The sequence below is a fragment of the Alteriqipengyuania halimionae genome, from assembly GCF_009827575.1.
In the GTDB taxonomy this organism is placed as follows: domain Bacteria; phylum Pseudomonadota; class Alphaproteobacteria; order Sphingomonadales; family Sphingomonadaceae; genus Alteriqipengyuania_A; species Alteriqipengyuania_A halimionae.
Genome location: NZ_WTYR01000001.1, coordinates 157,920 through 184,361 on the forward strand (window position 1 = coordinate 157,920; position 26,442 = coordinate 184,361).

General features: G+C 64.2%; 29 protein-coding genes, 1 tRNA gene and 1 pseudogene. 18 read left to right on the forward strand and 13 right to left on the reverse strand.

Features of this window, described 5'->3' with window-relative positions:
• Positions 1-13: 13 nt before the first annotated feature.
• The 3 genes from GRI68_RS00795 (at position 14) to GRI68_RS00805 (ending at position 1,206) form a co-directional block, all read left to right on the forward strand.
• Positions 14-388, forward strand: coding sequence for a dihydroneopterin aldolase (locus GRI68_RS00795; protein ID WP_160615249.1), 375 nt, complete (start codon positions 14-16; stop codon positions 386-388).
• Positions 385-684, forward strand: a complete 300-nt coding sequence (locus GRI68_RS00800; RefSeq protein WP_160615250.1) for a Rossmann fold domain-containing protein — start codon at positions 385-387, stop codon at positions 682-684. Before GRI68_RS00795 ends, GRI68_RS00800 begins: the two co-directional genes overlap by 4 nt.
• Positions 685-762: 78 nt before the next feature.
• Positions 763-1,206 carry a hypothetical protein gene (locus tag GRI68_RS00805; RefSeq protein WP_160615251.1) on the forward strand — a complete coding sequence of 148 codons (444 nt, stop codon included), beginning with the start codon at positions 763-765 and terminating at the stop codon, positions 1,204-1,206.
• A gap of 11 nt (positions 1,207-1,217) precedes the next feature.
• Here the strand turns inward: GRI68_RS00805 and GRI68_RS00810 are convergent, their stop codons facing one another.
• Both GRI68_RS00810 and GRI68_RS00815 read right to left on the reverse strand, forming a co-directional pair.
• On the reverse strand, positions 1,218-1,904 hold the full coding sequence (locus tag GRI68_RS00810; protein WP_160615252.1) for a Crp/Fnr family transcriptional regulator: 687 nt from the start codon (positions 1,902-1,904) through the stop codon (positions 1,218-1,220).
• On the reverse strand, positions 1,901-2,377 hold the full coding sequence (locus GRI68_RS00815; RefSeq protein WP_160615253.1) for a hypothetical protein: 477 nt from the start codon (positions 2,375-2,377) through the stop codon (positions 1,901-1,903). Before GRI68_RS00815 ends, GRI68_RS00810 begins: the two co-directional genes overlap by 4 nt.
• Before the next feature lie 214 nt (positions 2,378-2,591).
• Between GRI68_RS00815 and rplU the strand changes: the two genes are divergently transcribed.
• The 4 genes from rplU to GRI68_RS00835 all read left to right on the forward strand — a co-directional run bounded on the left by rplU (position 2,592) and on the right by GRI68_RS00835 (position 4,708).
• The gene (gene rplU / locus GRI68_RS00820) at positions 2,592-3,101 is read left to right on the forward strand and encodes a 50S ribosomal protein L21 (RefSeq protein ID WP_160615254.1); all 510 of its coding nucleotides are present in this window, start codon (positions 2,592-2,594) and stop codon (positions 3,099-3,101) included.
• Positions 3,102-3,133: 32 nt separating this feature from the next.
• Entirely contained in the window at positions 3,134-3,403 is a 270-nt protein-coding gene (gene rpmA / locus GRI68_RS00825; RefSeq protein ID WP_160615255.1) for a 50S ribosomal protein L27, read from the forward strand.
• A gap of 149 nt (positions 3,404-3,552) precedes the next feature.
• Complete coding sequence (locus GRI68_RS00830; protein ID WP_160615256.1) at positions 3,553-4,095, forward strand: GNAT family N-acetyltransferase; 543 nt, start codon at positions 3,553-3,555, stop codon at positions 4,093-4,095.
• Positions 4,096-4,105: 10 nt separating this feature from the next.
• Positions 4,106-4,708: a TetR/AcrR family transcriptional regulator gene (locus GRI68_RS00835; protein ID WP_160615257.1), complete on the forward strand. Its 603-nt coding sequence runs from the start codon at positions 4,106-4,108 to the stop codon at positions 4,706-4,708.
• Between the two features lie 3 nt (positions 4,709-4,711).
• Here the strand turns inward: GRI68_RS00835 and ygfZ are convergent, their stop codons facing one another.
• The gene (ygfZ, locus tag GRI68_RS00840) at positions 4,712-5,431 is read right to left on the reverse strand and encodes a CAF17-like 4Fe-4S cluster assembly/insertion protein YgfZ (RefSeq protein WP_160615258.1); all 720 of its coding nucleotides are present in this window, start codon (positions 5,429-5,431) and stop codon (positions 4,712-4,714) included.
• 40 nt (positions 5,432-5,471) lie between these two features.
• Here ygfZ and pyrC point away from each other — a divergent pair, with 40 nt between their 5' ends.
• A complete protein-coding gene (gene pyrC, locus GRI68_RS00845) occupies positions 5,472-6,509 on the forward strand; it encodes a dihydroorotase (RefSeq protein ID WP_160615259.1) in 1,038 nt (345 codons plus the stop codon).
• A gap of 20 nt (positions 6,510-6,529) precedes the next feature.
• Here the strand turns inward: pyrC and rarD are convergent, their stop codons facing one another.
• Complete coding sequence (rarD, locus tag GRI68_RS00850; RefSeq protein ID WP_160615260.1) at positions 6,530-7,459, reverse strand: EamA family transporter RarD; 930 nt, start codon at positions 7,457-7,459, stop codon at positions 6,530-6,532.
• 77 nt (positions 7,460-7,536) lie between these two features.
• On the opposite strand from rarD, the gene der reads away from it, so the two are divergent.
• Both der and GRI68_RS00860 read left to right on the forward strand, forming a co-directional pair.
• Entirely contained in the window at positions 7,537-8,958 is a 1,422-nt protein-coding gene (der, locus tag GRI68_RS00855; protein ID WP_160615261.1) for a ribosome biogenesis GTPase Der, read from the forward strand.
• Entirely contained in the window at positions 8,958-9,485 is a 528-nt protein-coding gene (locus tag GRI68_RS00860) for a DUF2721 domain-containing protein (RefSeq protein ID WP_160615262.1), read from the forward strand. Before der ends, GRI68_RS00860 begins: the two co-directional genes overlap by 1 nt.
• Before the next feature lie 27 nt (positions 9,486-9,512).
• On the opposite strand, the gene bfr is transcribed toward GRI68_RS00860, so the two are convergent.
• The 4 genes from bfr to GRI68_RS00880 form a co-directional block, all read right to left on the reverse strand.
• A complete protein-coding gene (gene bfr, locus GRI68_RS00865; protein WP_160615263.1) occupies positions 9,513-10,004 on the reverse strand; it encodes a bacterioferritin in 492 nt (163 codons plus the stop codon).
• Positions 10,005-10,153: 149 nt separating this feature from the next.
• Positions 10,154-10,345 carry a (2Fe-2S)-binding protein gene (locus tag GRI68_RS00870; protein ID WP_160615264.1) on the reverse strand — a complete coding sequence of 64 codons (192 nt, stop codon included), beginning with the start codon at positions 10,343-10,345 and terminating at the stop codon, positions 10,154-10,156.
• Positions 10,346-10,536: 191 nt separating this feature from the next.
• Positions 10,537-11,826, reverse strand: coding sequence for a DUF418 domain-containing protein (locus GRI68_RS00875; RefSeq protein WP_160615265.1), 1,290 nt, complete (start codon positions 11,824-11,826; stop codon positions 10,537-10,539).
• 81 nt (positions 11,827-11,907) lie between these two features.
• On the reverse strand, positions 11,908-13,014 hold the full coding sequence (locus tag GRI68_RS00880) for an SPOR domain-containing protein (RefSeq protein WP_160615266.1): 1,107 nt from the start codon (positions 13,012-13,014) through the stop codon (positions 11,908-11,910).
• 242 nt (positions 13,015-13,256) lie between these two features.
• On the opposite strand from GRI68_RS00880, the gene GRI68_RS00885 reads away from it, so the two are divergent.
• From GRI68_RS00885 to GRI68_RS00895, 3 genes are read left to right on the forward strand one after another with little or no spacing between them, the layout of a single operon-like run.
• On the forward strand, positions 13,257-13,979 hold the full coding sequence (locus GRI68_RS00885; RefSeq protein WP_160615267.1) for a ParA family protein: 723 nt from the start codon (positions 13,257-13,259) through the stop codon (positions 13,977-13,979).
• Positions 13,980-13,988: 9 nt separating this feature from the next.
• Complete coding sequence (locus tag GRI68_RS00890; protein ID WP_160615268.1) at positions 13,989-14,537, forward strand: hypothetical protein; 549 nt, start codon at positions 13,989-13,991, stop codon at positions 14,535-14,537.
• A gap of 16 nt (positions 14,538-14,553) precedes the next feature.
• A complete protein-coding gene (locus tag GRI68_RS00895; RefSeq protein ID WP_160615269.1) occupies positions 14,554-15,852 on the forward strand; it encodes an SPOR domain-containing protein in 1,299 nt (432 codons plus the stop codon).
• A 91-nt stretch (positions 15,853-15,943) separates the two neighbouring features.
• On the opposite strand, the gene GRI68_RS00900 is transcribed toward GRI68_RS00895, so the two are convergent.
• Entirely contained in the window at positions 15,944-17,152 is a 1,209-nt protein-coding gene (locus GRI68_RS00900) for a dihydroorotase (RefSeq protein ID WP_160615270.1), read from the reverse strand.
• Entirely contained in the window at positions 17,149-18,153 is a 1,005-nt protein-coding gene (locus GRI68_RS00905) for an aspartate carbamoyltransferase catalytic subunit (RefSeq protein ID WP_160615271.1), read from the reverse strand. The genes GRI68_RS00900 and GRI68_RS00905 overlap by 4 nt, the downstream gene beginning before the upstream one ends.
• Positions 18,154-18,238: 85 nt before the next feature.
• Here GRI68_RS00905 and sppA point away from each other — a divergent pair, with 85 nt between their 5' ends.
• Positions 18,239-20,125 carry a signal peptide peptidase SppA gene (sppA, locus tag GRI68_RS00910; RefSeq protein ID WP_160615272.1) on the forward strand — a complete coding sequence of 629 codons (1,887 nt, stop codon included), beginning with the start codon at positions 18,239-18,241 and terminating at the stop codon, positions 20,123-20,125.
• Between the two features lie 38 nt (positions 20,126-20,163).
• Here the strand turns inward: sppA and GRI68_RS00915 are convergent, their stop codons facing one another.
• A complete protein-coding gene (locus tag GRI68_RS00915; RefSeq protein ID WP_160615273.1) occupies positions 20,164-20,352 on the reverse strand; it encodes a hypothetical protein in 189 nt (62 codons plus the stop codon).
• A 143-nt stretch (positions 20,353-20,495) separates the two neighbouring features.
• Here GRI68_RS00915 and GRI68_RS00920 point away from each other — a divergent pair.
• Positions 20,496-20,580 (forward strand) — tRNA-Leu (locus GRI68_RS00920).
• Between the two features lie 93 nt (positions 20,581-20,673).
• Positions 20,674-22,257, forward strand: a complete 1,584-nt coding sequence (gene tig, locus GRI68_RS00925) for a trigger factor (protein WP_160615274.1) — start codon at positions 20,674-20,676, stop codon at positions 22,255-22,257.
• Between the two features lie 86 nt (positions 22,258-22,343).
• Here tig and GRI68_RS00930 read toward each other — a convergent pair whose 3' ends face one another.
• The gene (locus GRI68_RS00930; protein ID WP_160615275.1) at positions 22,344-22,808 is read right to left on the reverse strand and encodes a hypothetical protein; all 465 of its coding nucleotides are present in this window, start codon (positions 22,806-22,808) and stop codon (positions 22,344-22,346) included.
• 52 nt (positions 22,809-22,860) lie between these two features.
• Positions 22,861-23,943, reverse strand: a pseudogene (locus GRI68_RS00935) (amidase family protein).
• A gap of 114 nt (positions 23,944-24,057) precedes the next feature.
• Here GRI68_RS00935 and GRI68_RS00940 point away from each other — a divergent pair.
• Positions 24,058-24,750: an ATP-dependent Clp protease proteolytic subunit gene (locus GRI68_RS00940; protein ID WP_160615276.1), complete on the forward strand. Its 693-nt coding sequence runs from the start codon at positions 24,058-24,060 to the stop codon at positions 24,748-24,750.
• 165 nt (positions 24,751-24,915) lie between these two features.
• Entirely contained in the window at positions 24,916-26,172 is a 1,257-nt protein-coding gene (gene clpX, locus GRI68_RS00945; RefSeq protein ID WP_160615277.1) for an ATP-dependent Clp protease ATP-binding subunit ClpX, read from the forward strand.
• The last annotated feature ends 270 nt before the right edge of the window (positions 26,173-26,442 follow it).

Here is a 26,442-nt window from a genome sequence, read left to right on the forward strand (position 1 = left end):
CAGGAGCGTGACCGTGGCCGATAGCCTGATCCTCGAAGTGGCCGATTTCGAGCACGATGTGCTCACCGGCATCTATTCCGAAGAGACCGGCAAGGCGCAGCCGCTGCGCTTCACCATCCGCGTGTGGATGAAGCCTCTGGCGTCCTACGATGCGGAAACTCCGCTGGCAGACAGCAAGAACTACATGGATCTGAAATTCGCCGGATCCGAGGCCTTGCCCGAGGGCGTCCATTTCAAGCTGATCGAAGCGGTGGCCGATCACGTCTGCGAAACACTGTTCCTGCAGGATCAGCGCGTCGAGAAGGTGGAGGTGAAGATCGTCAAGCTCGCCATCGCCGAAGCGGGCGAGAAGATCGGGATCACGCTGACGCGCGAGCGTCGCGAATGAAGCTGGTGCGGATCGCCTCGCTGCCCGCCGAACCGCTGGATGCCGCGGCGGCGTTCCACGCCGAGTGGACCGGGAAGGTGCGCGAGGAGGCCGCGGATGTGCTGCTGGTCCTTCCGCCCGCCGACCATACGCACCGCAAATGGCGTCTCGGAGCGGTGCAGGAGCTCGCGCGCGAGGCCGCGCCGCGGCGGGTCAACGCGATCGCTTCGAGCGACGAGGCAGCGATCGACCGTGCGCGGGATTATCTCGCTGCAGCGCCGGGGATTACGGGACAATATCTGCCGCTGACAAAATAGTCGCGGCTTTTTGACCTGCATCAAAGCCGGCTTCGGCCAAGGCGCTCAAAGCTGTTTCCCGAAAGGAAGGAAACAGCCATGACCACACATCTCGAACGCGCGCAAATCGATGCGATTGCGGACATCCTGCCGCAGTTTGCGCCTGCCGAACCGCAGGTCGAACCGGTCGAAGTCGTCCGCACATTCGATTTTCCGCCCGCCGTCCACCTCGGCATTTGCGGCGTGTTCCTCGCCTATCTCGCGGTGATGGGTTTCGGGCTCGCATCGCCCGGCCTGCTGATCCCGAGGGCGATCTTCGCTCTTTTCACCGTGGCGCTGTTCGCGGTTCCGGCGCTGTGGGCGCGGATGGGTCCGCCCAATGCGGCCTGGAAACGCAGCTGGTCGGATTTCACCCAGCGCGGCGTAATGACGCTCAATGGTCGGGTTTCGGCGATCTCGGCGATGGCGCAGCTCTACATCGTGCCCGCCGTCGTGCTTATGTGGGGTATTGCGATCGTTGCGATCTGGGGGATGACGGCCTGAAGAGCCTGGCGTCAGGCTTCGGCAAGCAGCGCGGGGTCGAGCAATTCGATCCCGCGTTTTCCGTGGCGCTGGATCCCGCCATCGCGTTCGAACCTGGTGATCTGACGGCTGACCGTTTCGATCGTGAGGCCGAGTAGCGAGGCAAGCTCGGCCCGGCTTAACGGAAGCTCGAAAGTGCTGGCGGGGTGGCACGGCGAATCGCTGGCGGCCTTGGCAAAGGCCATCAGCGCGCCGCCGACCTTGTGGCGCGCGTCACCGCTCTGCGCCAGATCGAGCCAGCGCCGCGCATCGTGGAGATCTTCCTGCGTGCGTCGCAGCAGCGCGGCGCCCAATTTAGGAAACCGATCGATCGCATCTTCGAATTGCGGACGCGAGAACAGGCACACCCGGCTCTCAGTCAGGGCGACAATGTCGTGATCGGTGAAGGGGGCGAACAACTCGCCCGCGAACCCCGCAGGGTGGATCAGCGACAGGATGCGTTCGGTGCCATCGGGCGAGAGCGAGACGATCTTGAGCGCGCCGGTTACGAGCGTGGCGCAATTCGCGTTGTCGTCACCGGCGGCAAACAGTGTTTCGCCGGCGCCGAGCAGCTTGGTGCGCCCGCTTCGGGCGAGTTCGCGGCGCTCTTCGTCGTTGAGCGAGGCGCAGGCAGCGCGATCGCGCACCGGGCATTGGGCACAGGCAAGTGGTTCGGTCATCTGTTGCTCAAATTCCCGCCCAGTTTCGCAAGGCGTGCCAGTTCGTCGCTGGTTATGGCCGCGAGCTCATTTCGTGCCTCTGCAATATCCTGCATCAGCGCGTCGGCGATCGTCGCTTCGGCCAGCAGCACGTCGAGCTCGGCGAGCACGGCCAGCGTTGCATCGTGCGCCGATTGAAGTTCGGCGAGCGCAATCTGGGCCGAGGCATTGGCCTTCGACGTGATCGGAGTGCCGCGCGCGGCAGAAACGAGTCGCGCAGCTCTGGCCTCGACGTCGGCGAACTCCTGGTGGTTGGCTTTGCCGAGTTCGCGCAATTGTTTGACGCGGGTGTCGATGTCGGTCGAAAGCGGCTGGCGCGGTGCAGGCGGCGCGGGCGGTGCCGATTCGGCGCTTCCGCCCATCCGTTCGCCATCGCGAATCGCGAGGCTTGGATACTCTCCGCGCGGGCTTGCGCAGGCGGCGAGGGTCGTCATTAGCAGGATAAGGGGATAGACACGCTTCACGCGGGCCCCCATAGCACGGGCGACGCGTCCCGCCAGAGGCCAGATTTCCGGACCGTTTGCGTTGACAGCGCGACGACCTTGGCCTAACGGCAGCGCTTTCACGGCTACCGCGCCTTACCGCGCGACGTCGAAGTGCGGCTTTTCGGGGTCGCTGACTTACAGTAACGGATAAAGAGTAAGCACCATGTTCGCAGTCGTGCGCACGGGCGGAAAACAATATCGGGTTTCCGCCGGAGACAAAATCGCGGTCGAAAAGCTCGCTGGCGAAGCCGGCGACACCATCCAGCTGGGCGATGTCCTGCTGGCCGGTGATGGCGAAGACATCAAGGATGCCGCCAAGGTCAAGGTTTCGGCCGAGATCATTGCTCAGGCCAAGAGCGAGAAGGTCGTGGTGTTCAAGAAGCGCCGCCGCCACAATTATCGCCGCAAGGCCGGTCATCGCCAGCAGATGACCCTGCTGCGCATCACCCAGGTGGGCGATGCCAAGGCGGAGAAGAAGGCCGCGCCGAAGAAGGACGAGGCTCCGAAGGAAGACGCCAAGAAGGTGGCTCCGAAGAAGGCCCCCGCCAAGAAGGCGGACGACAAGCCTGCGGCGAAGAAGGCCGCGCCGAAAAAGGCTGCTCCCAAGAAGGACGCCGCCGAGAAGAAACCCGCCGCCAAGAAAACGGCTGCGAAGAAGACCGAAAAGAAGTAAGCCGGATTCGTCCGGTCAGGAGTTATTGAGCCATGGCACATAAAAAAGCAGGCGGTTCCTCGCGCAACGGTCGCGATTCGGCAGGACGTCGTCTTGGCGTGAAGAAGTTCGGCAGCGAAATCGTTGTTCCGGGCAACATCATCGTGCGTCAGCGCGGCACCAAATTCTATCCGGGCGCCAACGTCGGCATGGGCAAGGATCACACCCTTTTTGCCCTTACCGGCGGTCGTGTGCGATTCCACTCGGGCAAGCTCGATCGTAAATACGTATCGATTGACGAGATGGCAGTCGCCGCGGAATAGCGGACAGCCAGAACGGGGCTGTCCAACGGGACGGCCCCCGCCGGTGGTATAACCGGCCAATGAGGGAGAGGGGCCAGACCCGTCTCCCTTTTTTAGTCTCCCTCGCGTTTCCGGCCTTCGGAGGAGGTCGGGCCAAGAGGGGAAGACGAATGTTTCACAGATCCGAACGGCTGCTGTTGCGGCCACCATGGCCCGAAGACTGGCAGGCGATCCATTCCGCAGTCGCGGAAGAGACCGTGGTGCGCAATCTTGCCAATGCGCCCTGGCCCTATGACGAGGCCGATGCGCGACAATACGCCGCGATCCCGCAGGATCCGCGTGCGCCGCACTTCCTGCTCGTCCTGCCTACCGCAGATGGCTGGGAACTGGTCGGCAGTGCCGGGATGGGACGGCATGAAGGCGAGGTCGAGATCGGCTACTGGATTGCGCGCAAGTTCTGGGGGCGGGGCTTTGCCACCGAGGCCGCACGCGCGGTGATCGAGATCGCGCGGCTGTGTGGTCACCGCCGGCTGGTCGCGGGCCACTATGTCGATAATCCCGCCTCGGGCCGGGTGCTTGAAAAGGCCGGCTTCGTGCCGACCGGTCGCTTTGCCGAACGTCACAGCAAGGGGCGCGGCGGAAAGGCGCGAGCCCGGTTGTTTGCGCTGGACCTGGAAGCCGATGATCCTTGCATGACGGCGCAAGCGGCATAGAGAGAGCCCGATGGCTACGCGCAAACGTCTGACACCCGAGGAAAGCCGCGCAGGTGCGTTGCAGGCTGCGCGCGCGCTGCTGATCGAAACCGGTCCGCAAAGCGTCACGCTCAAGGCGGTCGCGGGGCGAATTGGGCGGACCCATGCGAATCTGCTGCACCATTTCGGTTCGGCTTCGGGGCTGCAGAAGGCGCTGGCCGAATATCTCGCGCAAACCGTATGCGAGACGATCATCGAGGTGGTCCGCGCCAACCGCGCCGGCCTCGGATCGCCGCGCGAAGTGGTCGATCTCGCTTTCGATGCGTTCGATCGCGAAGGCGCCGGACAGCTTGCGAGCTGGATGATCCTGTCGGGCAATGAAGACGCGCTCGACCCGATCGTCGAGACGATCCACCGGGTGGTGGACGAAGTGGCGTCGGAGGCAGATTGCAACGAAGCCAAACGCCGCGTGCGCGAAGACACGCTGACGCTGGTGCTGATGGCGCTGGGCGACGCGCTGATGGGGCAGCCGCTCGCCAAATCGCTCGAGCTGCCGCGCACATCGGCCCGCGACCGCGCCGAACAGATGCTCGCCGCCTCGCTGGCCCTCAACGAGGCCGAGCGCGAGGCTTAGGCTTCATCCGAGATCGAGCCAGTCGGGTACGTGGCCGGAAGGGATGTCCGATACCCGCAAATGATCGACCGCGAGATCGAGTGCCGGATAGCTGACCCGCTGCCGCTTTCCGTCCGATTCGCCGAGTGGCACCACCACCAAGCGCCGGTTGACCTTTTGCCGCCAATTCATCCGCGCGGTGTTTTCCTGGCCGATGAAGCAGCCCTTGGTGAAGGACACGCCGCTCAACTCGCCAGCATTGGTTTCGAGCCACAGGAGATCGCCGATCTCCTCGACCGATTCGGGAACGCCGTGCGACAGGCGATGGGCGCGGTAGTCGTCCGACGCATCCTCACCCTCGCGTGCGCCGAGCCAGCGATGACCGAGCGCGGGCAGACGGGGGTCAACCGCGCCGTCCGCGCCCTCTCGCGCCCAGTGGACCGCGATGCTCTCGTCGACCGCGATCCCGATCTTCCGGCGCAGGCGATAGAGCGACAGGCGCTTGACCAGCTCCGCCGCGACCACCGCTTCGCAATCCAGCAGAAGATCGTCGCCCTCGCGCCAGACGAAGAAAGAGGCGATCGCCTTGCCCTGCGCGTTGAGGAGCCCCCCATAGACCGGCAGGTCCCCGGTGACATCGTTGGTCACGAGCCCCTGCAGGAAGGCCGCGACATCCTCCTCTCCATCGGTGGGCGAAAGGCGGATCACGGCGCGGTCGGCCAGTAGGGTACGGCTGTGGGTCATGGCTGGAATATAGGTGCGCCCGAGGCTAAGCGAACCCCCCATGACCGACAGCATCACGATCACCCGCCCCGACGATTGGCACGTTCACCTTCGCGACGGAGACCTGTTGCGCGGAGTCGCGCCCCACACCGCGCGCCAATTCGCCCGCGCGATCGTGATGCCGAACCTCTCTCCGCCGGTGACCACGACCGAGGCCGCGCGCGCCTATCGCGACCGGATCATGGCCGCCTTGCCCGATGGCAGCGATTTCACGCCGCTGATGACCTGCTACCTGACCGACGCTACCGATGCCGACGATATCGCCGCAGGGTTCGCGGCGCGCGTGTTCACCGCGGCCAAGCTCTATCCCGCCAATGCGACGACCAATTCGGCCCATGGCGTGACCGATGTCGCCAATATCCGCGGCGTGCTCGAACGGATGGCGCAGATCGGCATGGTCCTGTGCGTGCATGGCGAAGTGACCGACGCCGATGTCGACGTGTTCGATCGCGAAGCCGAATTCATCGACCGCGTGCTCGCCCCGCTGGTCGCCGACCTGCCTGATCTCAAGGTGGTGTTCGAACACATCACCACCGCGCAGGCGGTCGAATTCGTGACCCAGGCAGGGCCGAACGTGGCGGCGACGATCACTCCGCAGCACCTCCATATCAATCGCAACGCCATGCTGGTGGGCGGGATCAGGCCGCATGCCTATTGCCTGCCGGTGGCCAAGCGCGAGCTGCACCGCCTCGCCTTGCGCGCGGCAGCGACCTCGGGCAGCCCCAAGTTCTTCCTTGGCACCGACAGCGCGCCGCATGATCGCGCGGCCAAGGAAAATGCCTGCGGTTGCGCGGGGATTTTCAACGCACCCTTCGCGCTCGAAAGCTATCTTGCGGTGTTCGAAGAGGAAGGGGCAATCGACCGGTTCGAAGGCTTCGCCAGCCTCCACGGCCCTGACTTTTACGGCCTGACGCGCAACGCCGCGCAAGTCACACTGGCGCGCGAGGCGCATGTGGTGCCCGACAGTATCGATGCCGCAGGCACGCCGGTGGTCCCGTTCCACGCGGGCGAAACGCTCGGCTGGACACTGAAGAACTGAAGGGCCGTGAAGGCGTTTGACTAGCCGCCCGACGCCGCCGCCTTGGGGGGGAGGGGGGCCTTCTTGCGCCCGCGCCACAATTCCCACACGAACAGCGCCAGCGCGGCCCAGATGAAGCCGAAGCTTGCCAATTGCACCGGCTGCAGCGGCTGGTCGAACACCGTCAGGCCGAGGATGAAGACCATGGTCGGGGCGAGAAACTGGATGAAGCCGAGCGAGGAATAATCCATCCGCCGCGCGGCCACGGCGAAAAGGGTCAGCGGGATCGCGGTGAGTGCGCCGCCCAGCATGATCCACGCCGACAGTTCGGTCGATTGCGTAAAGGCGGACCCGGCGGGCGTCTGGGCATAATACCAGCACGCCCCGGCGGCAGGCAGCGCGAGCAGCATCGATTCGACCGTCAGTCCCGGCAACGCCCCAGCCTGGACCGTTTTCTTGAGCAGGCCATAGGTGCCGAAGCTCAATGCCAGCGTCAGGCTGATCCACAGCGTGGTGAGTGCACCTGCCAGCAGGATCGCCACGCCGACGCCCGCCAGCGCCACGGCGATCCACAATCGCCGGCTCATCCGCTCGCCCAGCACCACGGTGCCGAGGAACACGTTGACCAGCGGGTTGATGTAATAGCCCAGGCTCGCAGCGTAGACATTGCCTTGCTGGATCGCGAGCACATAGACGATCCAATTGATCGCGATCAGGGCGGAAGCGCCCATCAGCACCAGCATCGCGCGCCGGTTGCGCAGGATCGCGGCGACTTCGCCCAATTGCTTGCGCAAGGTCACGAGCAGCAGGCAGATCGGGATCGTCCAGAGGATGCGCCAACCCACGAATTCCACCGCCGGGACGGTTTTCACCGTGAGCAGGTAGATCGGCATCAGACCCCAGAGAATGTAGGCGGCAAGCGCTGCGGGGAGGCCGGATTTGCCCGGTTCTTCGGAGGGGCGTGTGCTCATGGTCGGCCCGTAAGCCCGGTGCAGGCATGACGCAATCACCTTGCCAATCGTCGCCCGAACGCCCAATTGCGCGCACCATGGCCTCCAACCTTCCCACCGTCGTCATCGTCGGCCGCCCAAATGTCGGCAAATCCACGCTATTCAATCGGCTGGTGGGCAAGAAGCTCGCCCTGGTCGACGATCAGCCCGGCGTTACCCGCGATCGCCGCTTAGGCGAGGCGAGCCTGCTCGGGCTCGATTTCCAGGCGGTCGATACCGCCGGGTGGGAGGACGAGGACGTCAAGACGCTGTCGGGCCGGATGCGCCAGCAGACCATGGCTGCGCTCGACGGGGCAGATGCTGCGCTGTTCGTGATCGATGCGCGCGCGGGGCTTTCGCCGCTCGACGAGGAAATCGCCAATTGGCTGCGGGAGCAGGAAGTCCCGGTGATCGTGGTCGCCAACAAGGCCGAAGGCCGCGCGGGCGAGGGCGGAATTTACGAAAGCTATGCGTTGGGCCTGGGCGATCCGGTGCCGCTCTCTGCGGAACACGGCGAAGGCGTGGCCGATCTGTTCGATGCGCTGCGTCCGCATATCGAATTCAAGCAGCCCGAGAAGGACGAGCCGTTCGATCCCGACAGCGAAGAAGACGAGCCGCTCGGCCCGCTGAAGCTGGCGATCGTCGGCCGTCCCAATGCGGGCAAGTCGACGCTGATCAACCGCTTGCTGGGTGAAGACCGATTGCTGACCGGCCCCGAGGCCGGGGTGACGCGCGATTCGATCGCGGTCGATTGGGAATGGACCGATCCGCGCGACGGCGAGACGCGCGAGATCAAGCTGATCGACACCGCCGGGATGCGCAAACGCGCCAAGGTGGTCGAAAAGCTGGAGAAGCTCTCGGTCGCCGATGCGCGCCGCGCGGTCGATTTCGCCGAAGTTGTCGTGCTGCTGCTCGATGCGACGCAGGGGCTTGAGCACCAGGACCTCAAGATCGCTGCCATGGCGGTCGAGGAAGGCCGTGCGCTCATGATCGCGATCAACAAGTGGGACATTGCCGAGAACGCGTCCAGCCTGTTCAACGGGATCAAGGAAGCGCTCGGCGAAGGGCTGGCACAGGTGAAGGGCCTACCGGTGTTCGCCGTCTCCGCGATCACGGGCAAGGGCCTCGACCCGATGCTGGGCGCGGCGTTCGAACTGCGCGAGACCTGGTCCAAGCGCGTGCCGACTGCGGCGCTCAATCGCTGGTTCGACGATGCCATGCTGAACAACCCGCCGCCCGCGCCCAAGGGCAAACGGATCAAGCTGCGCTACATTACCCAGGCCGCGACCCGGCCCCCGCGCTTCGTCGTGTTCGGGACCAGGCTCGAAATGCTGCCCAAGAGCTATGAGCGCTATCTCGTCAACGGCATCCGCAAGACCTTCGCACTCGAAGGCGTGCCCGTACGCGTGAACCTGCGCAGCCCGAAGAATCCCTACGATGCGAACAAGGGCGGCGGCGGCAAGTACAGCGGCCAGTCCTGATGTTCGATATCCTGCTTCCTGCTGTCGACACCACAATTGCAGGCGATCTGCTTGAGCGCACCGCCAGCACCACCCGGGTTCAGCACATCGTGCAGCTCAGTCTGGCGCCGGTCTTCCTGCTCGCCGCGATCGGGGCGATGATGAATGTGATGACCAGTCGCCTGATCTGGATCGCCACCCGGATCGAAAACATCGAGCGGGCGCTCGATGCGGGCAAGGCTGGCAGGCTGGGCGAGGAAATGCCGGTCCTGCAGCAGCGCCGCGTCTACGCCCAGCGCGCGGTGATGTTCAGCACCGCTTCGGCGCTGACGATCTGCGTGGTCGTCGCGCTGCTGTTCATCTCGGCCTTCATCCGCCCGCAGATCGGCACGCTGACGGCTGTCGCGTGGATCTTGACGATGGCACTCCTGATGGTCGGCCTGATGCTGTTCCTGCTCGAAACGCGGCTGGCGAGCGGCAGCGCCCACAAGCGCCGCCTCCAAAGTCGCGAGATCCTGCGTCGGCGCGCGGAGCTCACCGACGACTGAGAGAAATGACCGGTGGCGAGAGGCGGGTTAGCCCTCGCCGCCATCCCCGGCAGGCTTGCTCTGCAGTTGGACGTAGTTTTCCAAGCCCATGCGGGCGATCATGTCGAACTGGGTTTCGAGGAAGTCGACATGCTCTTCCTCGCTCTTGAGGATGTCCTCTAATAGCTGGCCCGAAACGAAATCGCGGACTTTCTGGCAATGCTCGGCGGCTTCGCGCAGCAGCGGGATGGCTTCGTTTTCCATCGCCAGGTCGGCCTTGAGGATTTCCTCGACCGTTTCGCCGACCTTGAGGCTGTGGATTGCCTGGAAATTGGGCAGGCCACCCAGGAACAGCACACGCTCGGCGAGGATATCGGCGTGCTTCATCTCGTCGATCGATTCGTGGCGCTCGTATTCGGCGAGCTTGTGCACACCCCAATCGTGGAGGACGCGGTAGTGCAGCCAGTACTGGTTGATCGCGGTCAACTCGTTGGTGAGCGCCTTGTTGAGATAGTCGATGACCTGCGGGTCGCCCTTCATGATGGTATCACCTGTACTGGAATGGATAGGTCTGCGCTGAACGCTCTCATGCGCTCCATAGCCGCGCAGGGCAAGGGGGAGGGCGATAAAAAATGGCGGAATTCCGCCACTTGCGAGCGATTTTCAGTAGCTTGAGGTGGGCGCCGCGATCAGGCGGCCCGGGCGGGAGAGAACGCCATTTCGCGCTCTTCGGCAAGGATGTCGTCGGCGCGATCGAGGCAGGTTCCGCAACTCGGCATCTTGCCGAGCGCCGCGTAACAGGCCTCCGCATCGCCGCCGCAACGCTTGGCGCAGCGGCGCAGATCGTTCTCACGGATGGCGTTGCAGATGCAAACGTACATGGGCGGCGCGTCTCCTGCGATTGATTCGCAAGTGTCGTTCTAATGCGAGGCGGTCGCAATAGCAAGTCTGGGTGTTGTCGTGTGTCCACCCATCCGGGCGGACATCCTCGGCGCTGTTTGCTCCGCTTTGCTTCGCGGCACCTGCGGGCGGCCGGTCGGCCTTGCCTCGCGCTAGTCGCGCTCGGTTCAAGTCACCGTCGAAGCGGGAAAATCCGTCCGTAGGTTAGACAGCGCCACAGCCATTCGAACGGTCCGTAGCGGAAGCGCGCAAGCCAAGGTTTCGACCAGGCGAGCATCAGCACCCACATCGCCAGCACCACGCCGTATAGCTCGGTGCGACCCAGCTCGCCGAACAAGCCGCCGGCCCAGCCGTGGAACACGAACAACATCACGATCGAGGTGCCGAGATAGTTGGTGAAAGCCGCGCGACCCGCCGCCGACAGGCGCTGCGAAAGCCAGCCGGTGGCGCCCGGTCCATAGGCGGCGAGCAGTGCGGCAAGCCCCAGTGTCATGACGAAACGCGGCATTGCGCAGAAGGCGACGAAAGCGGACTGCGTCCCGTAGTAGGTGAGGCCGTTGTCGAGTGCCCACAAGCCGACGAGCAGGCTCAACGCGCCGCCGCCGAGCAAACCAAGCCAGCCCCATAACAGCAGGCGATCGCGACGCATGCCGCCGGTCCACATGCCCATTCGATAGAGTGCAATCCCCACCAGCATCAGCGGCAGGGTCTCGAACAGCCAGACGATGAACATGAAGCCCAGCTCGCCCGTGTGATCGATATTGAACGCAACGAAATCGCCGTAGGATTGCTCGGTGATGATTCGCGTCTGCTCGCGACCGTCCTCGAGCTGCGCTTCCTGCTGCTCGACCATCGCCGTCCGCAGATCCTGCATCGCTTCCTGTTCGCCGAGCGGGCCATCGACGACGAACGGCGCAAAGCCGAGCATGGCGAGATAGGCGAGGAAACCGAGCACTGTCCCGGCGAGCCCGACGATGAGCTGGGTCTTCGCCGTCCATCTCAGACACAGCAGCGCGACCAGTCCGCACACAGCGTAGGAGAACAATATGTCTCCTCGCCAGATCAGGAAGAAATGCGCGAGGCCGAACAGCATCAGCCACACTAGGCGCCGTGCCTGCAGCCAGCGCGTATTTCCCGCCGCCCAGGCTTTTTCCATGAACAGGTAGAGCCCGGCTCCGAACAACAGCGTGAAAAGACCGCGCATCTTGCCATCGATCGCCACGAATTGGGCGACCCACATCCAGTCTTCGGCATCCGAATGCGGAACGGTGAAGGCATCGGGATACATATAGGCCGTCATCGGCTGGCCGAAGGCGACGATATTGGCGGCGAGAATGCCGAGCACGGCGATCCCGCGCACCCAGTCGAGCGTGACGATGCGTTCGCCCGATTGCGCAATCGGTGCGATTTCGGTGCGCGGCTGGTCGACGGCAGCAGCCGCAGCGGCGGTGGTTTCGGCCATGAATTCCCTCCTGTCGAAGGGGTCATGCCGCAAAGCATCGCGTCCGCCTAGCCAGCGCGCGGCATCACAGACGATTTTCGTCTAGCGTGTGACGAGGCAGTCCTGCCCGCCAGCCTTGAGGCTGTTGCACGCGGCCTGTGCTGCCGAGCGGGTGGGATAGCCCCCGGCCTTGAGCCGGGTGATGTTGCCCGAACGGTCGAGCACCTTCTGCGCCCCTGCGAGGGCGGGATTGCTTTCGAGACGCGCCCACAGGCGATCGGCGCCATTGGCGACCGAGAACGCGCCGAGCTGGATTTTCCACGGTCCGGTCATCGCGGCCGGCTTGGGATCGGGCGCAGCCGGGGCGGAATCGCGCGGAGCGGGCGCGGGCCGGGGCTGGACCGAAGGAGTCGGCGTCGGCGTGGTCGCATCGGCACGCGCTTCGGCAGGCGGCAGAGTGTAGTCCGCGCCCGCGGCGTCCGGGCTCGAGGGGGTCGCGCGCGGCGTGGTCTGTCTCGGCGCCGGTACCGGTGTCGGCGTGACCGCGGCGGTCTGCGGCGGGGTGGGGATGCCGTAATCGGCGGCGTCGGCCTGTTGCTGGCGGCGCGCTTCGGATTGCTCGGCAATATCGCTCGACAGGGCGACGCCGCGGCGGCGCTGCTCGATCGGGATGAAATCATCCATCTGCACACGGGCACGCGTCGCCTGGCCAAGCCCGGCATTCTGCGCCAGCGTTACCAGCGCATAGGCGCGGACCCAGTCCTTGCCCACGAGGTCTCCGTTGAACAGCGCGAGGCCATAGAGATATTGCGCCCGGGCATCGCCTCTCATCGCCGCGTCCTGCAGGAACGGCATCGCGTCGGCCTTGGCCCCCCGATGGAACAGCAGCAGGCCGTAATTGTCCGCCGCGCGCCAGTGCCCCTGTTTCGCGGCAAGACCATAATAGCGCTCGGCCTCGGCGAGATCGGTCTCGACCCCGCGGCCGAACTTGTAGGCCTGGGCGAGATTGTATTGCGCATCGGCATCGCCCGCATCGGCGAGCGGTTTCCAAACGCTGACGGCCTTGGCGAAGTCTCCGCTGCTGGCCGCTTCGACCCCGGCGTCGTTCCCGCTGATGATCAGCGAATCCTGCGCCGCCAGCGGGGCGGGCAATCCGGCGACGAGGGCGCTCGCAAACGCGGCTGCAATGATGGTCTGTCTGTTACGCATGGTCCTGCCCACTGTTCGGTCGGTGCTCGGTCGCTGTTCGGTCGCGATCCGGGTGTTCGGCGGTTAATTTTCGTTCACCATAACACGTATGATTGACGAGGTGAATCCCGCCTTATCCGGCTTCGGAAAGGGGCGCAGGAATGCCGATCGCCGTTAACCCGAAATTAGGACCGTTCTGCGAACTCTTCATCGTGACCAACACTATTCGTGTGCCATTTGACTGATTTGGGGGGACGACAGCCTTGCGTGTTCTAGCCATGGCTTCGCAGAAAGGTGGATCGGGCAAGACGACCTTGTCCGGGCACCTCGCCGTACAGGCCCAGCGGGCGGGCGCCGGTCCCGTCGTGCTGATCGACATCGACCCGCAGGGCTCGCTCGCCGATTGGTGGAACGAGCGCGAGGCGGAGCTTCCCGCCTTTGCGCAGACCACCGTCGCGCGGCTTGCCAACGACTTGCAGATCCTGCGCCAGCAAGGTTTCAAGCTGGCGGTGATCGATACGCCGCCGGCGATCACCATGGCGATCCAGTCGGTGATCTCGGTCGCCGAATTGATCGTCGTTCCGACCCGCCCGAGCCCGCACGATCTGCGAGCCGTGGGCGCGACGGTCGATCTGTGCGAACGCGCCGGCAAGCCGCTGGTGTTTGTCGTCAACGGCGCGACGCCCAAGGCCAAGATCACGTCCGAAGCCGCGGTCGCGCTGTCGCAGCACGGCACGGTGGCGCCGATCACGGTTCACCACCGCACCGATTTCGCCGCCTCGATGATCGACGGTCGCACGGTGATGGAAGTCGATCCGCAAGGCCGCTCGGCCGCGGAAATCACCGCGCTATGGACCTATGTCGCCGACCGGCTCGAGAAGAATTTCCGCCGCACCGTATTCGCCGCTCCGGCAAGCGTTTCGCAGATCCCCGGGCAGCCACGAGCGCAGGGCGGGGGCTTCGGTCGCCGCGTTGCGGGCTCTTAAGGAGAGCGCATGATGACCCAGGCCGGTTTCGCATCGCTGTCTCCGACTTTGCTCGCCCGCAAGGGTGCGGCAAGACCTGCCATGCGCCCGCAAGTGCAGCCGCTCGGCACCCATGAACTTCACGCCTTCGCACCCGGAAACGATCCGCAGGACGAACTCGGCTGGAACGACATGGGCGAGGACGTGCCCGAGCCTGCCAACGAGCAGCGCGATGCGCAGGCAGCCGATGTGATCGCGCTCGCCGGACGTGTCGCCATCGATACGCCAGCCGTCTCGGACAAGCCGGAAGTGGTGCGCGAGCGCGAGCAAGCCGCCAAGAAGATCGCCGCTGGCGCGCTGCCTGCGGCGCCGCGCCGCAAGGCCATCGCGAAGGGGCGCAAGGCCGCCTTCACGCTGCGCATCGATCCCGAACGCCATCTCAAGCTGCGGCTCGCCTGTACGCTGAAGAACCGCAGCGCCCAGCAATTGATTACCGAAGCGCTCGATTGCTGGCTCGACGCACAAGACGAAATCGCCGAAATCGCCGCCCATGTCGGCGATACAGACCGTTCGAATTGACGGGGGGAAGCAGACGATGAAAGCCGCTGAAACCAACCATGCCGGAAGCCGGGCCGCGATGCGCAATGCCGTAACCGGCGTGCTTTCGGTGGTGCTGCTGGCTGGTTGCACCATGGGCGAAAAGGCCGCGCCGTCGAATGTCAGCGCTGCCGAAGCCAAGGCGATGCTCGCTGAAGGGCGGACCAATGCGGCGATCGGCGCCGCCGAAGCCGCCGTTCTGGGCGCGCCACGCGATGCCGGCTACCGCGCCGGACTGGGCAATGCCTATCTGCGCGCCGGCCGCTTCGAAGCCGCCGCGACTACGTATGAAGACGCGCGCCGTCTGGGCGACCAATCGGCGCGCACCGCGCTCAGCCTGGCGCTAGCCAGGATCGGCGGCGGTAAAGCCGACGATGCGCTCGAGGTTCTCGCGGCCGAGCGCGGCGATATCGCTCCGGCCGATCTCGGGCTCGCTGTCTCTCTGGCAGGCGATCCGCGTGGCGGCATTTCGATCCTCTCCGACGCGCTGCGCAACGGGGAAAACACCGCCAAGGTGCGCCAGAACCTCGCATACAGCTATGCGCTGGCGGGGATGTGGCGCGAAGCTCGGATCATGGCCGCCGAAGACGTTCCGGCCGATCAGCTAGGCAACCGGATGGCGCAATGGGCGTCGACTGCGCGACCGGAGATGGTCCGCCACCGCGTCGCCGCGCTGATCGATGCTCCCGTCATTGCCGATCCGGGGCAGCCGCAGCGCCTGGCGCTCGCCAATTATCCTGGCGCCGCACAATTCGCGTCCGCGCCCGTGGAAGCGGAGCCTGCGAGCCTCGCGGCCGCCGATCCGGTCGGCATCGAAGCGGCGCCGATGGCGCCTCTCTCCGGTTCGCGAGCGAAAGCTCCCTCTGCGCCGGTGGCTATTGCCGCAGCACCCGAATCGCCACGCTCGCGCTACGTATCCAAGCCGATCGTGCAGGCCATCGCCCCGCGTTCGGTGTCCGCGTCCGCGGTGGCGCGCGATGCATCGCCGCGTGCGGTAAGCAAGGCCGACGATGGCACCCATCTGGTCCAGCTCGGCAGCTTCTCGAGCCGCGCACGTGCCGAGAAAGCGTGGAATATCTATCTCGCCCGCAATCCGGAGCTGAAGGGATTCGAACGCCTGATCACGCCCGCCAATGTTCGCGGCAAGACCTATTACCGGGTACAGGCTGCCGGTTTCGATCGTTCGGGCGCAAAGGCGATGTGCGGCACGATGGCGCGCAGCGGTGAAGGCTGTCTGGCGATTGCCGATCGCCGTGGCCCGCAAGCCGTCGGCCGGACCCAGCGCGCTCGCCGCTAAGGGCGGCTCGCCCGAACGGATGGCAATCGAAACTAGTTTAAAAGGGCGTCCGGATGGTCGGGCGCCCTTTTTTATGGCGAAGCGCTACTGATCAGGCGATCCGCTTGCCGCCCTTGAACAGCGCTAAGGCGCGGCCTTCGACGCCCTGGCGATCGAACGGCGTGTTGGTGTCGGTGCCGTCCTGTGCGTTGACGATCCACGGCTTTTCGGGATCGACCAGCACCAGATCTGCCGCGTATCCCTCGGCGAGTTGCCCGGTCTCCAGCCCCAGCAACCGCGCGGGTTCGGCAGCCAGCAGGTCGAATGCGCGGGGCAGGTCGATCACGCGATCGCGCACCAGCGACAGCGTGAGTGGCAGCAGCGTACGCGCTCCCGCCATTCCTGGCGAGGCATCGGCAAACGGCAGGCGCTTGTCCTCGCTGCCGAGCGGGTCGTGGCTCGAACATACGACGCTGATCGTACCGTCGGCGATCGCCTCGCGCACCGCCTGCCGATCGTCTTCGCTGCGCAGCGGCGGTGACAGCCGCGCATAGGTGCGGAAATCGGCAATCGCGAGGTCCGAGAGCATGAAATAGCCCGGGCTGACTCCGGCGGTCACATCGAGACCGTCTGCACGGGCGCGGCGCACCAGTTCTAGCCCGCGCGCGGTGGTCACTTGGCGGAAGTGCACCCGGGCGCCGCTCATCTCGGCCAACATCAGATCGCGCGCGATGGCCAGTGCCTCGGCTTCTGCCGGGGCAGAAGACAAGCCGAACCGCGTCGCGATCGGTCCGCTGGTTGCCACGGCGTCGCCCGCAAGTCCGCTATCCTCGGCGGTGACGATGCAGGTGAGGTCCAGCGCGGCGCAGGACTGCAGCACGCGGAGCATCGTGCCGCTGTCGGCGATCCATTTGCGTCCCGTCGCTACCGCCCGCGCCCCGGCCTCGCGCATCAGCGCCAACTCGGTCAACTCTTTGCCCGCCAACGAGCGAGTCGCAGCGGCGATCGGATGAACCCACAGATCCGGCTTTCCGCTGCGCGCGGCGAAGCGGATCGGGGCAGGCGAATCGAGCATTTCGCTATCGGGCATCAGGCCGACACGCGCGATGCCCCCTGCATGGCAGGCGGGCTTGTCGACTGCGAACACGCCCAGATCGACGATCGCGGGCGCGAGGATTGCACCGGCGGCATCGAAGCTGTTCGCACCGGCCCGGGTTTCCTCGCCAAGCGCCGCGATTCGGTCACCCCGGCAGGTCAGCGATCCGGCCTCGGCGCCGGAGGGAAGAAGCAGGCGTGCATCGGTGATGACGAGATCGCTCATGCCCAGCCCTCCATACCGCGCGCCCTGCGGGTCAGCACATCGAGGCATGCCATGCGGATGGCGACGCCCATTTCAACCTGCGTGGTGATGAGGGACTTTTCCCGCTCGGCGACATCGCTGTCGATTTCTACCCCGCGATTCATCGGGCCGGGATGCATGATCCACGCATTGGGTGCGCGGGCGTCGAGGCGCTCCGCCGTCAGTCCGTAGAGGTGGCGATATTCCGCCGTCGAGGAAATGAATTGTCCCTCCATCCGCTCGTTTTGCACGCGCAGCATCATGACCGCGTCGACACCATCGAGCGCGGCGTCGAAATCGTAGAATGGCTCCCCGCCCAGCGCCTCGATCGACGCGGGCATCAATGAGGGCGGGGCGCAAGCGCGGACCCGCGCCCCCAGCGCGGTCAGGCACATCATGTTCGAGCGCGCGACACGGCTGTGGAGGATGTCGCCACAAATGGCGATCTTCACCCCGTCCAGCGCTTCTCCGCCCGCAATTCCCATCGCCCGGCGCAGCGTCAGCGCGTCGAGCAGAGCCTGCGTCGGGTGCTCGTGACTGCCGTCGCCGGCATTGAGCACCGGACAATCGACCTTTTCGTCGATCAGCTGCACCGCGCCCGAGCTGCCGTGCCTGATGACGATCGCATCGGCTCGCATCGCGTTCAGCGTCACCGCCGTATCGATCAGCGTTTCACCTTTTTTAACAGAGCTTTGCGCGGCGTGCATGTTGACAACGTCGGCCCCCAGGCGCTTGCCCGCGATTTCGAAGCTCAGCAGCGTTCGGGTCGAATTCTCGAAGAAGGCATTGATGATGGTCAGGCCCGAAAGCGCATCGGAATGCTTCTTCGCCTCGCGATTGAGCGCGACGTAATTCTCGGCCTCGTCGAGCAGGTACAGGATCTCGTGCCGCTCGAGCCCGGCAATGCCGAGCAGCGAGCCGTGCGGGAAGGCCAGCGATCCCGATGGATAGCGGGAGCGGTGCGGATTTTCCGAAGCTGTCATTAAAGCCAAGCCCCTAGTCGAGCGGTATCGTACGCTCAAGCGGTTTCGCCTTTGCGCCCGCGCGCCGTCATTGTAGGGCGGCGGGATGGTATTCGCACGCAAGGTCTGGAAGCTGCTCGTCGGAATCAAGGACGGGCTCGTACTTATTTTCATGCTGCTGTTCTTCGCCGCGCTCTATGCGCTGCTGACGATGCGGCCGAGTGCCGATGCGGTGCGCGACGGGGCGTTGTTCCTGCAATTGGATGGCGTGGTGGTCGAAGAGCCCGCCGAGGTCGATCCGTTCGACGCGCTGCTTTCGCCCACGCCCCAGATCAACGAATATCGCGCCCGCGATCTCGTCGCCTCGATCGAGGCGGCGGCGGAGGACGACCGGATCAAGGCCGTCGTGCTCGATCTGTCGCGGTTCCTGGGCGGCGGCTTCATCCACATGCAGGATATCGGCGAAGCGCTCGATATCGCGCGCGATGCGGGCAAGCCGGTCTATGTCCACTCGCTGTTCTACACCGACGACGCGATGCTGCTTGCAGCGCACGCCGACGAGGTCTGGCTGGATCCGCTGGGAGCGGCGATGATCGCCGGGCCGGGCGGCGAACAGCTTTATTTCGGCGCGCTGCTCGATCGGCTGAAGATCAATGCCCGCGTCTACAAGGTCGGCACGTTCAAGGATGCGGTCGAACCCTATACCTCTTCTAAGGCATCGGCTCCCAGCCTGGCCGCTCGCGAGGCTCTCTATGGCGATGTCTGGGAGCTTTACCGGCAGGATGTCGTCTCTGCGCGCCCCAAGATCCAGCTCGAACGGATCACCTCTGCGCCGGCGGAATGGATCGAAGCCTCTGGGGGCGACACCGCCAAGGCCGCGCTCGATGCCGGTCTGGTCGACAAGCTCGGCAGCTGGGAAGAGTTCGGCGATTACGTGGCGTCCAAGGTCGGCAAGGATCCGGCTGACGACAGCGCAGGCCATTTCGCCAACACCGGGTTCGATACCTACGACGCCAATCTCGAGATCGATGATGCAGGCCGTCCGATCGCGGTCGTGACCATTGCGGGCGAAATCGTCGATGGAGAAGCCGGCCCCGGCACCGCGGGTGGAGACAGGATTGCCGAATTGATCGATCAGGCCTCGGCCGATGACGATCTGGCCGCGCTGGTTGTCCGGGTGGATTCGCCTGGCGGTTCGGTGACGGCGTCCGAAGCGATTCGCCGCGCGATCACGCGGGTAAAGGCCAAGGACGTGCCGATCGTGGTCTCGATGGGCAATGTCGCGGCCTCGGGAGGCTATTGGGTTTCGACCCCGGCCGATCGCATTTTCGCCGAACCCGGTACGATTACCGGCTCGATCGGTATTTTCGGCCTGATCCCGACTTTCGAGGATTTCCTCGCCGATTGGGATGTCTACAGCGACGGCGTGCGCACGACGCCGCTATCCGGCCAGCCCGACCCGATCGCCGGCTTCACGCCCGAAGTCGATCGCATCATCCAGAGCAATATCGAAGCGGGCTATAGCCGCTTCATCGGGCTCGTGGCCAAGAACCGCGGCTGGAAGCCGGAACAGGTCGACATGGTGGGGCAGGGCCGGGTGTGGTCGGGCGTCGCCGCTCGTCAGAACGGGCTGTTCGATGCCATGGGCGGCCTGGACGAAGCGCTAGCCTATGCCGCGAAACAGGCCGAGCTGGACGCAGGCGAGTGGCATCCGCGCTACCTCGGGAATAAGCGCGAGCCGTTCCTTTCGCTCATCGAACAACTGACACAAAGCGAACGCGGCGTGGACGAAGCCATCGCGCGCGACCTGATTTCCTACGCTGCCCAGCGTCGCCGCCTGGCGCTTGGTACAGCCTCCGTGCGGCTCGAGCGTTTGATGACGGGCGGCGCTGGCATGCAGGCGCTCTGCCTCGATTGCGATAGCGGCATGGCCGCTCGCCCGATCGCCGATGAGCGCGGTTTCTGGGCGAAGCTGGCAGGCATGCTCAAATAAACGATGCGCGGTCGCTTGCCCGCGACCGCGCATCGGCATCAGTCCGGCGGCAGGATCTCCGGCCCCGTGAAGTCCGGGTTGTCGGTATCGGGCTGCGGAGGCTCGATTTCGTGCGGGATGCGTTCGGGCTCTTCGTTCGGGGTTTCGAGCGGCGGGGTTTCCGCCGGGGCCCGATCGGGCTGGGCAGGGGTTTCGGGCGGGACCGAATCGGGGGGTACGCTGGCCATTGTCGATGCTCCTTCGCTATCATCTCTAAAACGGTTGGTGTGAGGCGCTCGTTCCCAATCCCCTCGCCCGCGGCGCTCTGCGCTTGCCCTTTTGCGCGCTACCGTTTAGGGCGCGCGCCTTATATCCGGCTCGGTCTGTTCAAGCGGGCGTGGCGGAACTGGTAGACGCGCTGGTTTTAGGTACCAGTATCGAAAGATGTGGGGGTTCGAGTCCCTTCGCCCGCACCAGTCCCGCCCGGTCCTTGATGCGCCTCGCTGCGCACGACCGATGAAGATCACCCGCATTTCGCGACTATTTTGAAGATTGAAGGCAGTTACCCGATGCAGATCGTCGAAACGACCAATGAAGGCCTCAAGCGCGCCTACGCAATCACCATTCCCGCCGATGCGATCGAAGCGCGTATCGCGGCGGAAGTGAAATCGATCGCTCCGCAGGTGCGGATGCCCGGCTTCCGTCCGGGCAAGGTGCCCGCCAACCTCGTGCGCAAGATGCACGGTGAAGCGATCCACGGCGATGCGCTGAACAAGGCGGTCAAGGAAGCGATCGACGAATTGATGCAGGGCAAGCAGCTGCGCCCGGCAATGCAGCCCAAGGTCGACTTCGACCAGAGCTACGAGCAGGGCAAGGATGCCGAACTGACGGTCGAAGTCGAAGTGCTTCCCGAAATCGAAGCTCCCAAGGTCGACGGTCTCAAGCTCGACAAGCTGGTCGTTCCGGTGAGCGACGAGGAAGTTAGCGAAGAGCTCGAGCGGATCGCCTCGGGCCAGAAGCGCTACAAGGACGCGCCCAAGAGCCGCAAGGCCAAGGATGGCGACCAGGTCGTGATCGATTTCGTCGGCTCGATCGACGGTGAGGAATTCGAAGGTGGCGCCGCCGAAGGCGCCCCGCTCGTGATCGGTTCTGGCACTTTCATCCCCGGCTTCGAAGAACAGCTGACCGGTGTGAAGGCTGGCGACGAGAAGACCGTCAAGGTCACCTTCCCCGAGGATTACCAGGCCGATCACCTGGCCGGTAAGGACGCCGAATTTGCCGTCACCGTGCAGGGCGTGAAGGTCGAGGACGAAGGCGATCTCGACGATGACTTTGCCAAGTCGATGGGTCTGGAAAGCCTCCAGCAGCTGAAAGACCTGATCAAGGGCCAGCTCGAACAGCAGAATGCCGGGCTTACCCGCACTGCGATGAAGCGCGGCCTACTCGACAAACTGGCCGGCGATCACGATTTCGACGTGCCGCAGGGCATGGTCGATGCGGAATTCGACCAAATCTGGGCCCAGCTGCAGCAGGAAGCGCAGAAGGAAGAAGATCCCGAAGCCGCAATGAAGGAAGTCGAAGCCGAGAAGGATGACTATCGCAACATCGCCGAGCGTCGCGTGCGTCTTGGCCTGCTGCTGTCCGAAATCGGTCAGGCCAACGGCGTCGAAGTGACCAACCAGGAAATGCAGATGCTGGTCCAGCAGGCTGCCCAGCAATATCGCGAGGAAGATCGCCAGCGCTTCGTCGAATATGTCCAGAGCGAACCGATGGCCGCCGCCCAGCTGCGCGCCCCGCTCTATGAAGACAAGGTCGTCGACTTCCTGTTCGACAAGGCCGACGTGACCGAGAAGGAAGTCACTCGCGAAGAAATCGAAGCCGCGATCGAAGCGGATGAGGAAGCCGACGCTGCCAAGGCCAAGAAGGCGCCGAAGAAGAAGGCTGCCGCGAAGAAGGCTCCGGCCAAGAAAGCCGCTGCCAAAAAGGACGACGGCAAGAAGGACGAGAAAAAGGCTCCGGCCAAGAAGCCAGCGGCAAAGAAGGCGGCGCCCAAGAAGGCTGCTGCAAAGAAAGCCGACGACAAAAAGGCCGACGATAAGAAGGCGCCCGCCCAGAAGTCTGCCGCCAAGAAGGCCCCGGCCAAGAAAAAGTAAGCCGGCCGCTTGCGCGAACGTGAAAGGGGCGGTGCAGCGATGCACCGCCCCTTTTCTTATGCCGTGCTGCGTCAGACGCGGCGGGCTCAATCGTCGTCGGAACGGCTCATGCGGTCATATTCGGCCTGAAGGCGCGCCACAGCGGCCTGCTCGTTGAGATAATTGACTTCGGACTGGGACATTTCGCGCGCGAGTTGGGAGGTATCGAAGCCGAAGATTGCCCCCAGAAGCTTGATCAACATCCGCCAGATTTCGTCGATCAGCTGTTCAAGTTTGGTCCACCAATTGGGCGGCGTACCGCCGTTGAAAAGACCGAGAATCCAGCCGATCAGTTTCTTGATCTCGGTGAGATACTCTGAAATCCAGTTGAGCACGCTTGTGCCGACGCTGCGAGCCGAAATCCGTTCCAGCGCGATCTTTTCGCCCGAGCTGATCATTTCGGGGCCACCGGACAGTTCGAGAAACTCGTTTAGCGCCAGTCGATCCTGTCGCCCGAGCCGCTCGTAATTGCTCTCGATATACTGTGCGACCCGTTTGAAGTGGCCTTTCACCAGCTGCGCATTGTGTTCGATGAGGCGGCCTTCCTCGCTGTCACCGCCATTCTTACGAGCCCAGATATTTGCCCATCTCCTCGCGCAGTTCGAACATCAGCACGGTGAAGCTGTCGCGATAGATTTCGCCGTTCGGCTCGAACTCGATATCGACCAGCACCGCGCCCGCGCGTTCGAGATCGGCCAGCGCATTTTCGAACACCGCGCGCACGTCGTCGCGGTCACCGATCTGGTTGCGCATCACACCGATCCGGACGCCCGCGAGTGAATAATCGGCCAGACCAGCGGTGTAATTTGCGATCCGGTTCGGCACGTCGAGTGTGACGGGATCGGCATCCTCCTCCCCCGCCATTGTGCCGAGCAGGAGGGCGGCATCCCACACGCGCCGTGTCTTCGGCCCGGCCGTGTCCTGCGTGCTCGAAATCGGGACGACATGCGTCCGGCTCACCAGCCCGACGCTTGGCTTGAAGCCGACCACGCCGTTGACGCTGGCCGGGCAGGTGATCGAGCCGTTCGTCTCGGTTCCAATGGCGCCTCAGGCGAAACCCGCCGCAACAGCTGCGCCGCTTCCGGAGGACGATCAGCAGGCATTGCGATCGACCGCGAACGGATTGCGGACGAGCCCGCCGATCGCGCTCCATCCGCTGGTGGAATTGCTCGATCGGATATTGGCCCATTCGGAAAGATTGGTCTTGCCGAGGATCACTCCGCCATGCTCGCCCAGATTGGCAATTAGCGGAGCGTCGCGTTCGGTCCGGTTGTTTGCCAGCGCGAAGCTGCCAGCCGTTGTCGGCCACTCACGCGTCTCAATATTGTCCTTCACCAGCACCGTACGACCGGCGAGCAGCGAGCCGTTATCTGACAGTGGAGCAGCCTTGGTGGCCGCGTCGGGGTCGTAAACGATCACCGCATTCAACATCGGTCCGGCATCGTCGTATCGTTCGATGGCGGCGATATTGCGTCCCGCTTGGCCCGCCCAAACGGGAGTGCCGGGTTGCAACGGCTCGACTTCGATCCCGACCTCTTCGGCCGGCACGCGGTCGATCCGCGTTTCAGGAACGGCCCGGTCCTGCGCATGGGCAGCGAGGGGCAGGGTGAGGGCGGCAACTGTCAGGCTTAGAACGCTTTTGCGCATCGGAACATCGTCTTACCAAGCGCCCGGCACGTCAAGCAGGGTAAACGCTCTTGAACTTCCGGGGGCAAGTCCCGAAATAGCTGTCGTATCCAGACGAGAGGACAATTCCCCATCATGATCGATCTTTCCGGCGCCCTCGGCGAAACCCATGGCACGCAGGGACAGTTCACCCGCGATCCGCTCACCGGCGCGCTGGTGCCGATGGTGGTCGAACAGACCAGCCGCGGCGAACGCAGCTTCGACATTTTCTCGCGCCTGCTGCGCGAACGCATCGTTTTCGTAACCGGCCAGGTAGAGGACGGCATGGCTTCGCTGATCATTGCGCAGCTGCTGTTCCTAGAAAGCGAGAACCCTTCCAAGCCGATCAGCATGTACATCAACTCGCCCGGCGGGGTGGTGACGGCCGGGATGGGCATCCACGACACCATGCAGTACATCAAACCTCGTGTTTCTACCGTCTGCGTCGGCCAGGCGGCGTCGATGGGCAGCTTCCTGCTGGCGGCCGGCGAGCCCGGCATGCGCATCGCGCTCCCGAACGCGCGGATCATGGTGCACCAGCCGTCGGGCGGCGCCCGTGGCATGGCATCGGACATCGAAATCCAGGCGCGCGAGATCCTTCGCATCCGCAAGCGGATGAACGATCTTTACGTCAAATATACCGGGCAGAGCCTCAAGGACATCGAGAAGGCGATGGATCGCGACACCTTCCTCGAAGCCGAGGAAGCGATGAAATTCGGCATCGTCGACAAGGTCTTCGAAACCCGCCCCGAAAACGAACCGGGTGAAGGCGATTCGAAGAAGGATTGACGCGGCAGGCCTGGCGGACCGGGCACGCCGCGCCTTGCGCAAGTGTTGCCCGGCTTCATCGGAAGGCAAGCCTTTTGTGCCTAGTGTCAGGCACAAGCGTTGAAAACATGGGCGATACGCCCTAATTCTCCCCGTTCGCCCGGTGGCGGAGGGGTGTGACAGGAAATGACCAAATTGAGCGGTACCGACAGCAAATCGACACTCTACTGCAGCTTTTGCGGGAAATCCCAGCATGAGGTGAAAAAGCTCATTGCGGGCCCGACGGTGTTCATCTGCGACGAATGCGTCGAGCTGTGCAACGACATCATCCGTGAAGAGACCAAGGCCGGCCTTACCGGCAAGAAGGAAGGCGGCGTGCCCGCCCCGGTCGAGATCTTCGAGACGCTGAACGATTACGTGATCGGGCAGGACCGTGCCAAGCGCGTGCTCTCGGTCGCGGTGCACAATCACTACAAGCGGCTGAAGCATGGCGGCAAGGCGGGCGATGTCGAACTCGCCAAGTCGAACATCCTGCTGGTCGGCCCGACCGGCTGCGGCAAGACGCTGCTCGCGCAGACGCTGGCGCGCACCTTCGACGTGCCGTTCACCATGGCCGACGCCACCACGCTTACCGAAGCCGGTTACGTGGGCGAGGATGTCGAGAACATCATTCTCAAGCTTCTTCAGGCATCCGACTACAATGTCGAAAAGGCCCAGCACGGGATCGTCTATATCGACGAGATCGACAAGATCACGCGCAAGGCCGAGAACCCCTCGATCACCCGCGACGTGTCGGGCGAGGGCGTACAGCAGGCGTTGCTCAAGCTGATGGAGGGCACCACTGCTTCGGTGCCTCCGCAGGGTGGGCGCAAGCATCCGCAGCAGGAATTCCTGCAGGTCGACACGACCAACATCCTGTTCATCTGCGGTGGCGCCTTTGCCGGTCTCGACAAGATCATTTCGGACCGTCTGCAGAAGCGTTCGATCGGTTTCGGCGCGCATGTCGCCGATCCGGACAAGCGCCGCATCGGTGAATTGCTGGGCAAGACCGAGCCGGAGGATCTCCTCAAGTTCGGTCTGATCCCCGAATTCGTCGGCCGCTTGCCCGTTATCGCGACGCTCCACGATCTCGATGCCGATGCGCTGGTGACGATCCTAAAGGAACCGAAAAACGCGCTGGTGAAGCAGTATGCGAAGCTTTTCGAACTCGAAGATGCCGAGTTGACCTTCACCGACGACGCGCTCGAAGCGATCGCCGAGAAGGCCATCGAGCGCAAAACCGGTGCGCGCGGCCTGCGTTCGATCGTCGAGGCAATCCTGCTCGACACCATGTTCGACCTGCCGAGCGACAACGATGTCGGCGAGGTGGTGATCGACCGTGATGTGGTCGAAGGACGCAAGGATCCGGTCAAGGTGATGAAGGGCAAGGAAGAAGCCGCCTAGCGGCGCTTTTCCGACGACCGAAGCAGGCCCCGCCCGACGCAAGCCCGGCGGGGCTTTGTTTTTGTGCTTCAGGTGCCGGTGGATCGGCGTCGATCGGTGATCCGCAGACACCCCGGATATTCACGGCGATTCGCGGCAATATATCCGGATCGGCGCAGGGCATTCGGTTCGCAGCGCGAAATCCATGTGGCGGAAATGCCGCACCTGCGAAAAACCTAGTTTGGCGATCCAACTCCATTGCGAGATTTGAACATGAGATTGCCGCGAAAT

Coding starts and splice junctions, on each gene's coding strand:
- clpX (WP_160615277.1), top strand. CDS start 24,916: ATGACCAAATTGAGCGGTACCGACAGCAAATCGACACTCTACTGCAGC.
- GRI68_RS00940 (WP_160615276.1), top strand. CDS start 24,058: ATGATCGATCTTTCCGGCGCCCTCGGCGAAACCCATGGCACGCAGGGA.
- ygfZ (WP_160615258.1), bottom strand. CDS start 5,431: ATGACCCACAGCCGTACCCTACTGGCCGACCGCGCCGTGATCCGCCTT.
- GRI68_RS00830 (WP_160615256.1), top strand. CDS start 3,553: ATGTTTCACAGATCCGAACGGCTGCTGTTGCGGCCACCATGGCCCGAA.
- GRI68_RS00905 (WP_160615271.1), bottom strand. CDS start 18,153: ATGACAGCTTCGGAAAATCCGCACCGCTCCCGCTATCCATCGGGATCG.
- GRI68_RS00895 (WP_160615269.1), top strand. CDS start 14,554: ATGAAAGCCGCTGAAACCAACCATGCCGGAAGCCGGGCCGCGATGCGC.
- tig (WP_160615274.1), top strand. CDS start 20,674: ATGCAGATCGTCGAAACGACCAATGAAGGCCTCAAGCGCGCCTACGCA.
- GRI68_RS00805 (WP_160615251.1), top strand. CDS start 763: ATGACCACACATCTCGAACGCGCGCAAATCGATGCGATTGCGGACATC.
- sppA (WP_160615272.1), top strand. CDS start 18,239: ATGGTATTCGCACGCAAGGTCTGGAAGCTGCTCGTCGGAATCAAGGAC.
- rarD (WP_160615260.1), bottom strand. CDS start 7,459: ATGAGCACACGCCCCTCCGAAGAACCGGGCAAATCCGGCCTCCCCGCA.
- GRI68_RS00860 (WP_160615262.1), top strand. CDS start 8,958: ATGTTCGATATCCTGCTTCCTGCTGTCGACACCACAATTGCAGGCGAT.
- rpmA (WP_160615255.1), top strand. CDS start 3,134: ATGGCACATAAAAAAGCAGGCGGTTCCTCGCGCAACGGTCGCGATTCG.
- GRI68_RS00810 (WP_160615252.1), bottom strand. CDS start 1,904: ATGACCGAACCACTTGCCTGTGCCCAATGCCCGGTGCGCGATCGCGCT.
- GRI68_RS00800 (WP_160615250.1), top strand. CDS start 385: ATGAAGCTGGTGCGGATCGCCTCGCTGCCCGCCGAACCGCTGGATGCC.
- GRI68_RS00870 (WP_160615264.1), bottom strand. CDS start 10,345: ATGTACGTTTGCATCTGCAACGCCATCCGTGAGAACGATCTGCGCCGC.
- GRI68_RS00880 (WP_160615266.1), bottom strand. CDS start 13,014: ATGCGTAACAGACAGACCATCATTGCAGCCGCGTTTGCGAGCGCCCTC.
- pyrC (WP_160615259.1), top strand. CDS start 5,472: ATGACCGACAGCATCACGATCACCCGCCCCGACGATTGGCACGTTCAC.
- rplU (WP_160615254.1), top strand. CDS start 2,592: ATGTTCGCAGTCGTGCGCACGGGCGGAAAACAATATCGGGTTTCCGCC.
- GRI68_RS00900 (WP_160615270.1), bottom strand. CDS start 17,152: ATGAGCGATCTCGTCATCACCGATGCACGCCTGCTTCTTCCCTCCGGC.
- GRI68_RS00915 (WP_160615273.1), bottom strand. CDS start 20,352: ATGGCCAGCGTACCCCCCGATTCGGTCCCGCCCGAAACCCCTGCCCAG.
- GRI68_RS00835 (WP_160615257.1), top strand. CDS start 4,106: ATGGCTACGCGCAAACGTCTGACACCCGAGGAAAGCCGCGCAGGTGCG.
- GRI68_RS00890 (WP_160615268.1), top strand. CDS start 13,989: ATGATGACCCAGGCCGGTTTCGCATCGCTGTCTCCGACTTTGCTCGCC.
- bfr (WP_160615263.1), bottom strand. CDS start 10,004: ATGAAGGGCGACCCGCAGGTCATCGACTATCTCAACAAGGCGCTCACC.
- GRI68_RS00815 (WP_160615253.1), bottom strand. CDS start 2,377: ATGACGACCCTCGCCGCCTGCGCAAGCCCGCGCGGAGAGTATCCAAGC.
- GRI68_RS00875 (WP_160615265.1), bottom strand. CDS start 11,826: ATGGCCGAAACCACCGCCGCTGCGGCTGCTGCCGTCGACCAGCCGCGC.
- der (WP_160615261.1), top strand. CDS start 7,537: ATGGCCTCCAACCTTCCCACCGTCGTCATCGTCGGCCGCCCAAATGTC.